General features: G+C 71.7%; 14 protein-coding genes and 3 tRNA genes. 8 read left to right on the forward strand and 9 right to left on the reverse strand.

All coding sequences use genetic code 11. The annotated features are described in order from the left end of the window. Positions 1-2: 2 nt before the first annotated feature. Entirely contained in the window at positions 3-1934 is a 1932-nt protein-coding gene (gene dnaG, locus JHAT_RS00115; RefSeq protein WP_077795913.1) for a DNA primase, read from the forward strand. A gap of 96 nt (positions 1935-2030) precedes the next feature. Then, positions 2031-3368 (forward strand): RNA polymerase sigma factor, encoded by a 1338-nt coding sequence (locus JHAT_RS00120; RefSeq protein ID WP_107481781.1) that lies wholly within the window; start codon positions 2031-2033, stop codon positions 3366-3368. Between the two features lie 32 nt (positions 3369-3400). Here the strand turns inward: JHAT_RS00120 and JHAT_RS00125 are convergent, their stop codons facing one another. The 4 genes from JHAT_RS00125 to JHAT_RS00140 all read right to left on the reverse strand — a co-directional run bounded on the left by JHAT_RS00125 (position 3401) and on the right by JHAT_RS00140 (position 9007). Next, a complete protein-coding gene (locus JHAT_RS00125) occupies positions 3401-5332 on the reverse strand; it encodes an ABC transporter ATP-binding protein (RefSeq protein WP_077795914.1) in 1932 nt (643 codons plus the stop codon). After that, entirely contained in the window at positions 5332-7065 is a 1734-nt protein-coding gene (locus JHAT_RS00130; protein WP_077795915.1) for an ABC transporter ATP-binding protein, read from the reverse strand. Before JHAT_RS00130 ends, JHAT_RS00125 begins: the two co-directional genes overlap by 1 nt. Before the next feature lie 126 nt (positions 7066-7191). Next, on the reverse strand, positions 7192-8646 hold the full coding sequence (locus JHAT_RS00135; protein WP_077795916.1) for an FGGY-family carbohydrate kinase: 1455 nt from the start codon (positions 8644-8646) through the stop codon (positions 7192-7194). Positions 8647-8701: 55 nt separating this feature from the next. Then, positions 8702-9007, reverse strand: a complete 306-nt coding sequence (locus tag JHAT_RS00140) for a hypothetical protein (RefSeq protein WP_077795917.1) — start codon at positions 9005-9007, stop codon at positions 8702-8704. Positions 9008-9154: 147 nt separating this feature from the next. Between JHAT_RS00140 and JHAT_RS00145 the strand changes: the two genes are divergently transcribed. The 3 genes from JHAT_RS00145 (at position 9155) to JHAT_RS00155 (ending at position 9590) form a co-directional block, all read left to right on the forward strand. After that, a tRNA-Asn gene (locus JHAT_RS00145) sits at positions 9155-9227 on the forward strand. A gap of 5 nt (positions 9228-9232) precedes the next feature. After that, positions 9233-9305: transfer RNA gene (locus tag JHAT_RS00150), tRNA-Asn, on the forward strand. A gap of 208 nt (positions 9306-9513) precedes the next feature. Next, a tRNA-Ile gene (locus JHAT_RS00155) sits at positions 9514-9590 on the forward strand. On the opposite strand, the gene JHAT_RS35865 is transcribed toward JHAT_RS00155, so the two are convergent. Continuing rightward, on the reverse strand, positions 9547-10131 hold the full coding sequence (locus tag JHAT_RS35865; RefSeq protein WP_375603538.1) for a tyrosine-type recombinase/integrase: 585 nt from the start codon (positions 10129-10131) through the stop codon (positions 9547-9549). The genes JHAT_RS00155 and JHAT_RS35865 overlap by 44 nt on opposite strands. Between JHAT_RS35865 and JHAT_RS35045 the strand changes: the two genes are divergently transcribed. Together JHAT_RS35045 and JHAT_RS35870 are read left to right on the forward strand one after the other, a co-directional pair. Beyond that, the gene (locus tag JHAT_RS35045; protein ID WP_253195353.1) at positions 10097-10477 is read left to right on the forward strand and encodes a hypothetical protein; all 381 of its coding nucleotides are present in this window, start codon (positions 10097-10099) and stop codon (positions 10475-10477) included. The two genes, JHAT_RS35865 and JHAT_RS35045, sit on opposite strands and share 35 nt — an antisense overlap. Positions 10478-10511: 34 nt before the next feature. Further along, complete coding sequence (locus JHAT_RS35870) at positions 10512-10637, forward strand: hypothetical protein (RefSeq protein ID WP_375603539.1); 126 nt, start codon at positions 10512-10514, stop codon at positions 10635-10637. Positions 10638-10759: 122 nt separating this feature from the next. Here JHAT_RS35870 and JHAT_RS00170 read toward each other — a convergent pair whose 3' ends face one another. After that, positions 10760-11014 (reverse strand): Txe/YoeB family addiction module toxin, encoded by a 255-nt coding sequence (locus tag JHAT_RS00170; RefSeq protein WP_077795919.1) that lies wholly within the window; start codon positions 11012-11014, stop codon positions 10760-10762. Continuing rightward, entirely contained in the window at positions 11011-11274 is a 264-nt protein-coding gene (locus JHAT_RS00175) for a type II toxin-antitoxin system Phd/YefM family antitoxin (RefSeq protein WP_077795920.1), read from the reverse strand. The genes JHAT_RS00170 and JHAT_RS00175 overlap by 4 nt, the downstream gene beginning before the upstream one ends. A 286-nt stretch (positions 11275-11560) precedes the next feature. Between JHAT_RS00175 and JHAT_RS00180 the strand changes: the two genes are divergently transcribed. Further along, entirely contained in the window at positions 11561-13243 is a 1683-nt protein-coding gene (locus tag JHAT_RS00180; RefSeq protein ID WP_253195354.1) for an SWIM zinc finger domain-containing protein, read from the forward strand. A 115-nt stretch (positions 13244-13358) separates the two neighbouring features. On the opposite strand, the gene JHAT_RS34480 is transcribed toward JHAT_RS00180, so the two are convergent. Continuing rightward, on the reverse strand, positions 13359-13511 hold the full coding sequence (locus JHAT_RS34480) for a hypothetical protein (protein ID WP_171990673.1): 153 nt from the start codon (positions 13509-13511) through the stop codon (positions 13359-13361). A gap of 107 nt (positions 13512-13618) precedes the next feature. After that, positions 13619-14296 (reverse strand): ANTAR domain-containing response regulator, encoded by a 678-nt coding sequence (locus tag JHAT_RS00185; RefSeq protein WP_077795922.1) that lies wholly within the window; start codon positions 14294-14296, stop codon positions 13619-13621. Between the last annotated feature and the right edge of the window lie 48 nt (positions 14297-14344).

Raw genomic sequence — 14344 nt, forward strand, 5'->3', positions numbered from 1 at the left:
GCGTGGCAGGACGGATCAACGACGAGGACGTGAAGGCGGTACGGGACGCGGTCCCGATCGACGCCGTCGTCTCGGAGTACCTCCAGCTGCGCAACGCGGGCGGCGGCAACCTGAAGGGCCTGTGCCCGTTCCACGACGAGAAGTCGCCGTCCTTCCAGGTCAGCCCGAGCAAGGGTCTCTTCCACTGCTTCGGGTGCCAGGAGGGCGGCGACACCATCACGTTCGTGATGAAGATCGACCACCTCACCTTCTCCGAGGCGGTCGAGCGGCTGGCCGGCCAGGCCGGCATCACCCTGCGCTACGAGGAGGGCGGCTACAACCCCTCCCACCAGCGCGGCGAGCGCATCCGCCTGGTCGAGGCCCACAAGATCGCCGCCCAGTGGTACGCGGAGCAGCTGGCCACCAGCCCCGAGGCGGACACCGGCCGCGCCTTCCTCGCCGAGCGGGGCTTCGACCAGGCCGCGGCGGAGCACTTCGGCGTCGGCTACAGCCCCCAGGGCTGGGACCACCTCACCCGCTTCCTGCGCGGCAAGGGCTTCAGCGACAAGGAGCTGCTGCTCTCCGGCCTCTCCCAGGAGGGCCGCCGCGGCCCCATCGACCGCTTCCGCGGCCGGCTGATGTGGCCCATCCGCGACATCGGCGGCGACGTCGTCGGCTTCGGCGCCCGCAAGCTCTACGAGGCGGACAACGGCCCCAAGTACCTGAACACCCCCGACACGGCGATCTACAAGAAGTCCCAGGTCCTCTACGGCATCGACCTCGCGAAGAAGGACATCGCGAAGGCGTCCCGCGCGGTCGTCGTCGAGGGCTACACCGACGTCATGGCCTGCCACCTCGCCGGGGTGACGACCGCCATCGCCACCTGCGGCACGGCCTTCGGCGGCGACCACATCAAGATCCTGCGCCGGCTGCTGATGGACAACGGCTCGGCACGTGTGATCTTCACCTTCGACGGCGACGCGGCCGGCCAGAAGGCGGCCCTGCGCGCCTTCGAGGACGACCAGAAGTTCGCCGCCGAGACCTACATCGCCATCGCGCCCGACGGCATGGACCCCTGCGACCTGCGCCTGGCCAAGGGCGACGACGCCGTCGCCGACCTGGTCGAGCCGCGCACCCCGCTGTTCGAGTTCGCGCTGCGCCAGATCGTCGCCCGCTACGACCTGGACACCCCGGCCGGCCGCGCCGCGGCCCTCGACGAGGCCGCCCCGGTGGTCGCCCGCATCAAGAACAGCGGCGCCCAGCACGAGGTCGCCGTGCAGCTCGCCGGCATGCTCGGCATCCTCGACACCCAGTTCGTGGTCAAGCGCGTCGCCCAGCTGGCCCGCTGGGCCCGCGAGCGCGGCGGCAAGGGACCCGCCCCCGACCGGTCGCAGCGCGGCGGGGGCGACGGCCCGCAGCGGTACGCCCCCCGCGCGCAGGCGGCCCCCCGCGGCCCCGCGCTGAACCTGCGCAACCCCGTCTTCGCCACCGAGCGCGAGCTGCTCAAGCTCGCCCTGCAGCGCCCCGAGCTGGTCTCCCCGGCCTTCGACGCGTACGGCGTGGACGAGTTCACCGCCCCGCCCTACGCGGCCGTGCGCGAGGCGATCCTGGAGGCGGGCGGCGCCGAGTCCGGCGTCCACGACCCGCAGGGCTACCTGGTCCGCGTCCGCGAGGCCGCCCCCGACGACACCGTCCGCGCCATGGTCACCGAACTCGCCGTCGAGGCGATCATGCTGCACCGGGGCGTGAAGGACGTCGACGAGGTCTACGCGGGCGCCCAGCTCGTCACCGTCCGCCGCCGCGCGGTCGAGCGCCGCATCCGCGACATCACCGGCCGCCTCACCCGGCTGTCCGGCCACGGCGACCCCGCCGAACTCGCCGCCGTGCAGAACGAGCTGTGGGTCCTCCAGCAGTACGACCAGAACCTGCGCGAGCACGGCGCCGCCGCGCTGTAGATCCGCCCGCCGATCACCACGCGGTCACGGACCGGACGCAAAAAGTCACCGCACGCCCCTCGTGGCGGCGATGTGTCGTACCCCACACTGAGGGCGGTGCCCGAGTCCTCGGAGCGCGGCCGGCCCGTCCCCGACGGTTCCCGCAACCCCCCGGCCGCGTTCCACACGAACGGGACGGACGGCGGCGAGCGCGCCGGCTCCGCCCCCGACGTACCGCTGCCGCCCCCGCCGACGGCGTCCATCCTGGAGGTCGCCCCCGTGCAGACCCAGACCCTCGCCCAGACCGACGCGCGTACCGACGGCGCGGAGCCGGACGCGGACACCGGCGTCCTCCTCGCCCTGCCCGCGCGGCACCGCGCCGTGCACGACCCGGAGCACGCGCCCGCGGACGAACCGCCCGCCCATGAGCCGCCCGCCCATGAGCCGTCCGCCGACGAGCCGCCCGCCGACACCGCCGAGGCCGGCACCGCCGAGGCCGAGGAGCCCGCCGAGCCGCCGGCGCCCACCCGCACCGAGAGCGGCGGGCCCTCCTCCGACCTGTTCCGCCAGTACCTGCGCGAGATCGGGCGGATCCCGCTGCTCTCCGCGGCCGAGGAGGTCGACCTCGCCCGGCGCGTGGAGGCCGGGCTGTTCGCCGAGGAGAAGCTGCGGTGCACCCCCGACCTGGACGAACGCCTCGCCCTGGACCTGGACCGGCTCGTCGTCCTGGGCCGCCTCGCCAAGCGCCGCCTGATCGAGGCCAACCTGCGGCTCGTCGTGTCGGTGGCGAAACGGTACGTCGGGCGCGGGCTGACCATGCTCGACCTGGTCCAGGAGGGGAACCTGGGCCTGATCCGGGCCGTGGAGAAGTTCGACTACGCCCGCGGCTACAAGTTCTCCACCTACGCCACCTGGTGGATCCGCCAGGCCATGTCCCGCGCCCTGGCCGACCAGGCCCGCACCATCCGCGTCCCCGTCCACGTCGTGGAGCTGATCAACCGCGTCGTGCGCGTACAGCGCCGCATGCTCCAGGAACGCGGCTACGAGCCGACCCCGCAGGAGGTCGCCGCCCACCTGGACCTGCCCCCCGAGCGCGTCGGCGAGGTGCTGCGCCTGGCCCAGGAGCCCGTCTCCCTGCACACCCCCGTCGGCGAGGAGGACGACGTCGCCCTCGGCGACCTCATCGAGGACGGCGACGCCACCAGCCCCGTCGAGTCCGCCGCGTTCCTGCTGCTGCGCGAACACCTGGAGGCGGTGCTGTCCACGCTCGGCGAGCGCGAGCGCAAGGTCGTCCAGCTCCGCTACGGCCTGGTCGACGGCCGCCCCCGCACCCTGGAGGAGATCGGCCGCATCTTCGGCGTGACCCGCGAGCGGATACGCCAGATCGAGTCCAAGACCCTCAACAAGCTCCGCGACCACGCCTTCGCGGACCAGCTCCGGGGCTATCTGGACTGACCGGGGGCCCGGCGGACCGGGCCCCCGCCCGCTCAGCCGTCGACCTCGGCCACGGCCTGCGCGAACTGCGCCTTGTACAGCCGGGCGTAGGCCCCGTCGGCCGCCAGCAGGTCGGCGTGCGCGCCCTGCTCGACGATCGACCCGTTCTCCATGACGAGGATGGTGTCCGCGTCCCGGATGGTGGAGAGCCGGTGCGCGATCACGAACGACGTCCGCCCGTGCGCCAGCTTGGCCATCGCCTTCTGGATCAGCACCTCGGTACGGGTGTCCACCGAACTGGTCGCCTCGTCCAGCACCAGGATCACCGGGTCGGACAGGAACGCCCGCGCGATGGTGATGAGCTGCTTCTCACCCGCGCTCACCCCCGTGCCCTCGTCGTCGATCACGGTGTCGTAGCCGTCGGGCAGCGTCCGCACGAACCGGTCGGCGTGCGCGGCCCGCGCGGCCTCCTCGATCTCCCCGCGGGTGACCTCCCGCGAGGCGCCGTACGCGATGTTCTCCGCGATGGTGCCGCCGAACAGCCAGGTGTCCTGCAGCACCATGCCGATCCCGGCGCGCAGCTCGTCCCGGGACATCGTCGCGACGTCCACCCCGTCCAGGGTGATCCGCCCGCCGGACACCTCGTAGAACCGCATCAGCAGGTTGACCAGCGTGGTCTTGCCGGCGCCCGTCGGGCCGACGATGGCGACCGTGTGACCCGGCTCCACCTTCAGCGACAGGTCCTCGATCAGCGGCTTCTCCGGGTCGTAGCGGAACGACACGTGCTCCAGCTCCACCCGCCCGCGCAGCTCCTCGGGCCGCGCGCCCGGGATCGGGTCCGCCGACTGCTCCTCCGCGTCCAGCAGCTCGAAGACCCGTTCCGCCGACGCCACGCCCGACTGCACCAGGTTCGCCATCGACGCGACCTGCGTCAGCGGCATCGAGAACTGCCGCGAGTACTGGATGAAGGCCTGCACGTCACCGATGGACAGCGAGCCCGAGGCCACCCGCAGGCCGCCGACGACCGCGACGAGCACGTAGTTCAGGTTCGACACGAACATCATCAGCGGCTGCATGATCCCGCTGTTGAACTGCGCCCTGAACCCCGCCTCGTACAGCGCGTCGTTCTGCTCGGCGAACTGCTGCGCCGACTCCTCCTGCCGGCCGAACACCTTCACCAGCGCGTGCCCGGTGTACATCTCCTCGATGTGCGCGTTCAGCTGACCCGTCGAGCGCCACTGCTGCACGAACTGCGGCTGGGACCGCTTGCCGACCCGCGTGGCCACCACGAAGGACAGCGGCACCGTCACCAGCGCGACCAGCGCGAGGATCCAGGAGACGTAGAACATCATGATCAGCACGCCGATGATGGTCAGCAGCGAGTTGATCAGCTGGCCCATCGACTGCTGGAGCGTCTGCCCGATGTTGTCGATGTCGTTCGTCGCCCGCGACAGCACCTCACCGCGCTGCCGCTTGTCGAAGTACGACAGCGGCAGCCGCGACAGCTTCGTCTGCACGTCCTCGCGCATCCGGAACATGGTCCGGTTGACCGCCCGGTTCACCAGTCGGGTCGCCACCGCCATCAGCAGCCCGGCCGCACCGAACACCGCCAGCGCCAGCAGCAGCACGTGTCCCACGGCGGTGAAGTCGATGCCCTCGCCCGGGGTGAAGTCCGTGCTGCGCAGCATGTCGGCGATCTCGCCGTCACCGCGCTCCCGCATGGCCGCGAGGACCTGCTCCTTCGTGGCCCCGGACGGCATGTTCCGCCCGACGATGCCCGCGAAGACCAGGTCGGTGGCCCTGCCGAGGATCTTCGGCCCGACCACGCTGAGGCCGACGCTGACCACCACGCAGGCCAGCAGCGCGTAGATCGTCCCCCGCTCCGGCCGGAACCGGGCGACGAGCCGTTTGCCCGACCCCTTGAAGTCCATCGAACGCTGGTCGGGGCCGCCCCCGGCCATCATGCGACCGCCAGGGCCCGCCATCAGGCAGCCTCCGCTTCCGTCAGCTGGGAGAGCACGATCTCCCGGTAGGTGTCGTTGTCCGCCATCAGTTCGTGGTGCCGGCCCACGCCGACCACCCGCCCCTCGTCCAGCACGATGATCCGGTCGGCGTCCCGGATGGTCGCCACGCGCTGCGCCACGATCACCACGGTCGCCTCGGCCGTCTCCCGGGACAGCGCGGCGCGCAGGGCCGCGTCGGTGGCGTAGTCGAGCGCCGAGAAGGAGTCGTCGAAGAGGTAGATCTCCGGGCGCTGCACCAGCGTCCGGGCGATCGACAGCCGCTGCCGCTGGCCGCCCGACACGTTGGTCCCGCCCTGGGACACCGGCGCGTCGAGCCCGCCCTCCAGCCGTTCCACGAACTCCTTGGCCTGCGCCACCTCCAGCGCGTGCCACAGCTCCTCGTCCGTGGCGTCCGGGTTCCCGTAGCGCAGGTTGGTCGCGACCGTGCCCGCGAAGAGGTACGGCTTCTGCGGCACCAGGCTCACGACCTTCGCCAGCAGCTTCGGGTCGACGGTGCGCACGTCCACTCCGTCGACCAGCACCTCGCCGTCCGTGGCGTCGAACAGCCGGGGCACCAGCCCCAGCAGCGTGGACTTGCCGCTGCCGGTCGAGCCGATGACGGCGGTCGTCTCGCCCGGCCGGGCCACCAGGTCGATGTTCCTCAGCACCGGCTCCTCGGCCCCCGGATACCGGAACCCGGCACCCCGGAGCTCCAGGTGCCCGCGCCGGCGCAGCTCGGTGACCGGCGCCAGGGGCGGCACCACGCTGCTCTCGGTGTCCAGGACCTCCTGGATCCGCTCGGCGCACACCTCCGCGCGCGGCACCATCATGAACATGAAGGTGGCCATCATCACGGACATCACGATCTGCATCAGGTAGGCCAGGAACGCGGTCAGGTCGCCGATCTGCATCCCGCCGCTCTCGATCCGGTGGGCGCCGAACCACACCACCGCGATCGACGACAGGTTCACCACCGTCATGACCACCGGGAACATCAGCGCGAGCAGGTTGCCGGTGCCCAGCGCCACGTCCGTCAGATCGGAGTTGGCCTTCCGGAACCGCTGCTGCTCGTACTCGTCCCGCACGAAGGCGCGGATGACCCGGTTGCCGGTGATCTGCTCGCGCAGCACCCGGTTCACCGTGTCCAGGCGCGTCTGCATGGACCGGAACAGCGGCCGCAGCCGCCGCACGATCAGGGTCACGCAGATCGCCAGCACCGGCACGACCCCGACGAGGACGCCGGACAGCGGCACGTCCAGGCCGAGCGCCATCACGATGCCGCCGACGCACATGATGGGCGCCGACACCATCAGCGTGAACGTCATCAGGGTCAGCATCTGGACCTGCTGCACGTCGTTCGTCGTCCGCGTGATCAGCGAGGGCGCGCCGAAGGTGCCGACCTCCCGGGCGGAGAAGGACTGCACCCGGTCGAAGACGGCGCCCCGCACGTCCCGGCCGAGCGCGGAGGCGGTGCGGGCGCCGTAGTAGACGGCACCGATGTTGCACACGACCTGCACCAGCGAGATGCCGATCATCAGGGCGCCGTAGCCCAGGATGTAGCCGGAGTCGCCGTTGACGACACCGTTGTCGATGATGTCCGCGTTCAGGGTCGGCAGGTAGAGGGTGGCGCAGGTCTGCAGGAACTGCAGCACCACCAGCAGGGCGATGGGTTTCTTGTAGGGCCTGAGGTGGGCCCGCAGGAGTCGTATGAGCACGCTGGGTCTCTCGGGGTCGGCGACGGGGGCGACGGGTTGCCCCTGGCACCTATCGTCGGACACTCCACCCGCGTTACCTCAACCGATTAATCCGACGGCGCCGTCCTCCCGGCCGTCCGGGCGCTCCTACGCGTGCAGCGCCCCCGGATGCGTCTGCTCCCGCACCGACACGTACTGCTGCCGCACCGCCTGACCCGCGGCCAGCTCCTCGCCCGGCTCCAGCACCTGCGCGACCGCGCCCTGCCAGGCCGGGGGAGTGCGCGGGTCCAGCGTGCCCTGCGACACGCCGAGCGCCCAGGCCGCCTGCCGGGCCGCGCCGATCGCCGCGTAGTCCGCCGGCTGCGGTACGACGACCTGCGTCCCGAACAGCGCCGGTGCCGCCGCCTGCACGGCCGGCAGCTCGGCGGCCGCCCCCAGCAGGAACACCCGCCGTACGTCCACGCCCCGGCCGCGCAGCACGTCCAGGGCGTCGGCGAGGCCGCACAGCATGCCCTCGAACGCGGCCCGCGCCAGGTGTTCGGGCTTCATCGACTCGCGCCGCAGCCCGGCCAGCGTCCCGGCGGTGTGCGGCAGGTTCGGCGTCCGCTCGCCCTCCAGGTACGGCAGCAGCACCAGCCCGTGCGCGCCCGGCGTCGACTTCATCGCCAGGTCGGACAGGCTCTCCAGGTCCGGCAGGCCGAGCAGTTCGGCGGTGCCGCGCAGGGCCCGTACGGCGTTCAGGGTGGTGACGACCGGCAGGTGCATGCCGGTGGCGTCCGCCAGGGAGGTGATCATGCCGTTCCGGTCGAGGAGCGCCTCGGGGTGCACGGCCATCACCGACCCGGAGGCGCCGAGGGAGACCACCGCGTCCCCGAGGCCGATCCCGAGCCCGAGGGCCGCGGCCATCGTCTCGCCGGTCCCCGCGGAGATCAGCAGCCCCTCCGGCGTCGTGCCGGCGGCGTCGGCCGGGCCGATCACCTCCGGCAGCACCGCCTGGTGCCCGAGCGCCAGCTCGACCAGATCGGGCCGGTAACCGCCGGTCGCCGCCGACCAGTACCCGGTCCCCGAGGCGCCGCCCCGGTCGGTGGTCCTGCGGGCCGGCCGCCCCAGCAGCTGCCACACCAGCCAGTCGTGGGCCTGCATGAGCACGGCGGTCCGCGCGGCGGCCTCGGGCTCGGTGCGGGCCAGCCAGCGCAGCTTGGTCACCGGCTGCGGGGCCTGCGGCACACAGCCCACGGCCAGCGCCCACGCCTCGCGCCCGCCGAGCGCGTCGACCAGGTCGGCCGCCGCCACCTGCGAGCGCTTGTCGCCGCCCACCATGGCCGGGCGCACGGTGTTGCCCTGGGGGTCCAGCGGCACGACCGAGTTGGCCTGCGCCGAGACCCCGATGGCCTGCACGCCCTCCAGCAGCCCGCCGGCGGCGGCCTCCCCGAGGGACAGCAGCCAGGCCTGCGGATCCACGTCCGAAGGACGGCCACCGCCCTCGGGGCTCTCGACCGGATGCGGCGCGTATCCCTGCCGGAGCACGGCACCCGTGTCCGCATCACAGACGACGATACAAGTGAAATCGGGCGCACTGTCCAACCCGGCGACTATCCCCATGCGGAAAATTCTGCCGCACGGCGAGGGGTGTCCGTACCGGGCGGGGGCACGCGTCTCAGGTGTTGCTGGTGCCCCAGTCGTCCGAGACGGTGCCGTCGGAGTTGCGCTCGCGCAGCGACCGCACCCGCTGGGCGACCGAGTCGGGCATCCGGTCGCCGACCTTGTCGCTCATCACGTGGTAGGCCCGGTCCGCGAAGTGCCGGCCCTGCTGGGCCGCCGACTCGGCGGTGTTGCGGACGGCCGGGTTCTGTGCGACCTGCCGCGCCGACTCCCTCAACTGCTCGTAACGCTCACGCCCGGCCTTGGTGCCGAGCACGTAACCGACGGCGAGTCCGACGACGAATGTGAGCCGGTAACGCATGGCGGTCACCTTCCCTTGCGTAGCTCTGACGGTGCCGGGGAGTACCGATTGGCAAAGCACCCCCCTGCTTGCGCTAATGTATGTGTCGCAGCGAGCGCGCGCCCCCTGGCGAATACCCAGGCGGAGGCGTTCGATGCAACGAGGCATTCCTCCGTAGCTCAATTGGCAGAGCAGCCGGCTGTTAACCGGCAGGTTACTGGTTCGAGTCCAGTCGGGGGAGCTCGGTCCTCCGTAGCTCAATTGGCAGAGCAGCCGGCTGTTAACCGGCAGGTTACTGGTTCGAGTCCAGTCGGGGGAGCATGGTGAACGAGGGCCCTTCGGGGTCCTTTTTCATGTCCGCACCCATGCCGGGGGATCTTCTGGGAAGAGGGGGAACCGCGCGGCACGCTGCGGAGTCCTCAAGGTCGTGAAGGCGTCGCGGTGAGCCGACCAGCCGAGGCAGGAGATCGTATGAGCGGCTATGCTGCGGCAGACGGCACGCACACATGTACGCGACACGCCGTCACGGGGCGGTAGCTCAGCCGGTTAGAGCAGCGGACTCATAATCCGTCGGCCGTGGGTTCGAGTCCCACCCGCCCCACCACGGAGCCCCCTCGCAGGTGCCTTCTGACCTGCGGCGGAGCGATCGGCCCCGGATTCCGGGGCCTTTTTATGCCCGGGGTGGTCACAGAGTGGTCACCTGTGTCCGCCGGAGTCTTCCGGGCCCGCGGGATGAGCGCCGCCGCCTTCTCCGTGCCCTTCCGGGCCTCGCCGGGCAGCGGGTGCGCGTGGACCTTCGATGTGATCTGGATCCCAGAGTGCCCGGGCATCTTCGACACCGTCTCAAGCTGCACGCCACCGGCGAGCAGCAGCGAGGCGTACCCGTGCCGCAGATCGTGCAACCGCACCCGGCGTAGGCCGGTCTCGTCGACCAGGTCCGCGAACAACCGTGTCGCCTCGTCGGGCCGCAGCGGGTCGCCGTCCTCCTTGGCGAACACGAGGCCGTGGTCCGCGTACGCGTCGCCCCGCTCCTTCCGCTCCGCCTGCTGCCGGAGCTGGTGAGCGAGCAGCGCACCAACGACGTTGTCGCCCAGCTCGATGACGCGGCCCTTGCCGGTCTTCGTCTTCGGCTCGCCGAAGCTCACGCCCAGGTGCCCGGCGTCGCGGTACGGGCAGGGCGCCGCACCCTGCTTGCGCTTCTTTCCGGCCCGACTCCTGCACGACCTGGCGGCGCACAGTCAGGGTCCGCCCGGCGAGGTCGACGTCATCCCAGCGCAGGCCCAGCGCCTCACCGCGCCGCAGCCCCGTGTACGCGATCACCTCGAACAGGCCGCCGAGCCGGTGCCCGCCGATCGAGTCGAGGAAGAGGCCCGGTTCCTCACCGGTCCACGGCTCAACCTCGGTGTCGGTGGCCTGCGGGAGCGTCGCCTTCCCGGCGACGTTGAACGCGATCAGGTCCACGTGACCGGCCCCGTTGGTCACGGCAGGTGAGGCCGCCGACCTGCTCGGTTCATCCGCCGAGTGGGTGAGGCGCCTCGCCCGCCGCGGCACCCTCTCCGCCCGTCGCGTCGGCCCTCAACGGCTCATCGACCGCGCCGCACTCGACGACTACCGGCACGGCCGCACCCGCGGAAGGAGTACCGCAGCATGACCGCCGCCACCATCATCACGCCGGCCGACGAGGCCGCCCAGGCCGAGGCCGACTACCTCGCCGCCGAAGCCGAAGCCGAAGCCGAAGCCGTCGCCGCCGACGAGGCCGTTCTTCGTACCGAGTCAGTAGTGGTATCGAGCCTGGACGATGATCAACTCATCCTCGGTCGGCTTGTACACGAGTCGGTGCGTGTCGTCGATTCTCCGAGACCAGTAGCCCGACAGGTCGCCCTTCAGGGGCTCCGGCTTGCCGATGCCCTTGAAGGGGTCGCGCAGGGTGTCGTCGATCAGCTTGTTGATGCGCTTGACCATCTTGCGGTCGTTCTCGGCCCAGTAGGTGTAGTCCTCCCAGGCGTGGGACGTGAACGAGATCTTCACGCATGCTCCGCGTCGGGGTCGATCAGCTCGCGACGACGGGCCTTGCCGGCCTCCGCCTCGGCGATGGAGTCGAGCAGGCGGCGGGCGTTCTTGGGGGAGCGCAGGAGGTGCACTGTCTCGGTCCAAGAGCTGAAGTCCTCTTCGGACATGAGAACGGCGTTCCCCTTGCGGGAAGTGATGTGAACCGGAGCGTGATCCTCGTTGACCTGCTCGATCAGCGGGAACAGGTTCTGACGCGCCTCGCTGGCGGTGATGGACATGCTTACTTCCTCCTCTCTCGACTTGTACAAGATATGGTACAAGTCTTGATCGTGTCCACAGAGATCCCGGCGCGTCCGCTGGAGTGGTGCACCGAAAGCCGCTCGGTGGTCTCGCTTGCGGCTGTGCAGTGGGTTCGGTGGGCAGGGCGGCCTGTCTCGCCGATTTCTGTCCCGATCGGGTAGAGGCGGGCCTTGACCGGCAAGGTCGAGTCCCATGGAGCGGGGGCCTCCATCCGCTCGTCGTTCAACTCGGTCGGCACCGTGCCTTCCGCGGTTGAATACCGGTGTGGCACGGAAAGTGGTGGGATTCGACGAGGACGATCTGAGGGCGCTGGCCGGGGCTCGGTCCTTCGAGCGGGGGCTGGGGTGTCTGGACGCGGTGAGCGGTCTGGAGGTGGGGGAGGGCTCGGTCGCCGCCGTGGTGCACGGTACGGATGCCTACGAGGTGGAGCTCACCCTCGGCGGCGAGGAGGGGATCTCGGGATGGTGCGACTGCCCGTACGGACGGGAGGCCAACTTCTGCAAGCACTGTGTGGCGGTCGGGCTGACCGTGCTGCGGCGGGCGAAGGCGATCCCGCATCAGCAAGCCGCGGCACGGGCGCGGTCTTCCACCTTGGAGGCGTGGCTTTCGTCGCTGTCACGTGACGAACTCCTGGCGCTGGTGCGGGAGCAGGTCGCTGAGGATCGGGAACTACGCCGGCGTTTGGAGCTGCGGGCAGCCGCTGCTCGTTCCGACCTCGGTACGGTCCGGGATCGGATCGTCGCCCTGACCGATCCACGGCCGTTCGCCCGGTACGGGTACATCGAGTACGGGGATGCCTCCGGGTATGCGCGGCAAGTCGCCGAGGCGGCGAGCGCCCTGCGCGCCTTGACCGCAGACGGGCAGGCGGCACAGGCGGTCGGTCTGGCCGAGGAGGCGATCCGGGCGCTGGGAGAGGCGTACGGCGAGATCGACGACTCCGACGGTGTGGTCGGGGAGGCCGTCGCCGCGGTGGCCGAGGCCCATGTGGAGGCATGCGGGGTCGCCCGCCCCGATCCGGATCGGTTGGCCGAGTGGCTGGTCGGCACGGTGCTCGACGACAGCAACGACGTGACGGACCTGGATCCGCTCGACTATGCCGACGTGCTGGGGCCGAGCGGACTGGCCCGCACGCGGCAGCTGACGGCCGAGGCGCTCAGGCGCAGGCCGTCCGGCTGGGCGGAGCGGTACCCGATGGAGCGTCTGATCAAGGCAGCGGGTGACGTCGACGCGATGGTCGCCCTGCATGCGCAGGACCTCGACCCGTCCGGTGCCACTCATCTGCGTATCGCCGAGGAGCTGGAATCGGCGGGACGTGTGGACGAGGCGCTCGCCTGGGCGGAGCGCGGACTGCGAGAGTGCGCCGCCGAGACATACATCGATGGCCGCCTGGTCGACTACGCGTGCGCGCGGTACGCGCAGACGGGGCGGGCGGCCGACGCGGTCGCGGTGCGCCGGGACCGGTTCCGTCTCGAGCGGTCCCTGGCCGCCTACCGGCAGCTGCGCTCCGCTGCCCGGGCCGGGGACTGCTGGGAGGCCGAGCGCGCGGCGGCGCTGGCCACCTTGGAGAAGGACGCCCGTCGTGAGCGTGGCGGCCGGTACGGCGGGCCCGTGCTGATCGACGCGTTGCTCGACGACGGTGACCTGGACGCCGCCTGGCAGGAGGCCGCCGGCCGCGCCGACGACCGGCAGTGGGGACGGCTCGCCGACCTGTCGCGCGAGACCCACCCGACCTGGGCGCTCGGCGTGTACCTGCGGCTGGTCGAGCGGTCGAAGGAGCCGACCGGGGACCGTGCCTACGAGCACCTGGCCGGGTTGCTCCTGGCGGTCCGTGACTGCCATCGCGCGCTGGGGACCGAGGATGCGTTCACCCTGTTTCTCGCCGACCTGCGGAGGGAACTGAAGCGCAGGCGGAAGCTGATGAGCATCCTTGACCGGCAAGGGCTGTGAAGGGGCTCCGGGCGGCAGAGGCCTCGTCGGCGACGGAAGAACGACCGGGACAGGGACCGGCTCCCCCCGCCGGAACCGTCCGGCCGGTGTGGCGGCACGGGCGGGGGAGGCCGGATCACCGGCCTCCCCCGCCCTTCTCGTCGCCCTCCTCGTCGTCGCGCTCGCCCTCGGCCTGGGAGGGCGTGGTCTGCGACGGGTTCTGGCCGGCCTCGGCGCCCTGCTCGTCGTCGCGCTCGCCCTCCGCCTGGGACGGGGTCTGCTCGCTCATCGGGGTCCCTCCTTCTGGCTGCGTCCGGCCGCCTCCGGCCGCCGGTGCGGATTCCCGCGCCGAGTACCCCGCCCGCGCCGACGGCACCCCATCACCGGCACGGCGTCTCAGCGGCCGGCCCGCTCCAGGGCCGTCCGCAGGGCCGCGCGCACCTCGGGCGGTGGCGGCGGGCCGTCGCCGCGGGTGCCGGCGGTCACCGCGGCGGCCACCGTGCGCAGCTTGGTGTTGGACAGCTGCGAGGCCTCCCGCAGGATGTGCCACGCCTCGTCCGGCGTGCAGCCGTGGAGGGCCATCAGGACGCCCCGCGCCTGGTCGATGACCGGACGGGAGGCGATGGCCTGCCGGAGCTGCTCGACCTCCTCCTGGAGCACGCGCAGCCGCTCCGACCGCTCCGCCGCCACCGCCGAGCGCGCCGGCTCCTGTGCGGGAGGGCGGGGCGTGCCGCGCGGGGGAGCGGCGGCGTCCGGGCCGAGCAGCTCGAGGACCCTGCGCGGCTGACCGGTCCAGTTCCGCGCCGTCACCGGCACCGACCACTGCTCGCCGTGGCCGCGCAGCAGCTCCAGGAACTGCAGCCCGGCCGTGTCCATGAAGACCACGCCGCCCATGTCCAGGTCGATCCGCTCGACCTCCGCCGGCAACGCGTCCAGGGCCTCGGCCAGGGTGTCCGCGCACCCGTGGACCAGCTCTCCGCGCGGGACGAGCAGCGCCCGGCCCGCCTCCACACGGCCGTCGATCACCAGGACGGCCGGCCTCCCCGTCAGACGTGGTGGCGCCGCTGAAGTCATGTCACCGCCTTGTCCGTCCTCATCGTTCCCCGACGACGTCCACAACGT

It is taken from the genome of Streptomyces sp. JHA26 (genome assembly GCF_002005565.1).
Lineage (GTDB): Bacteria > Actinomycetota > Actinomycetes > Streptomycetales > Streptomycetaceae > Streptomyces.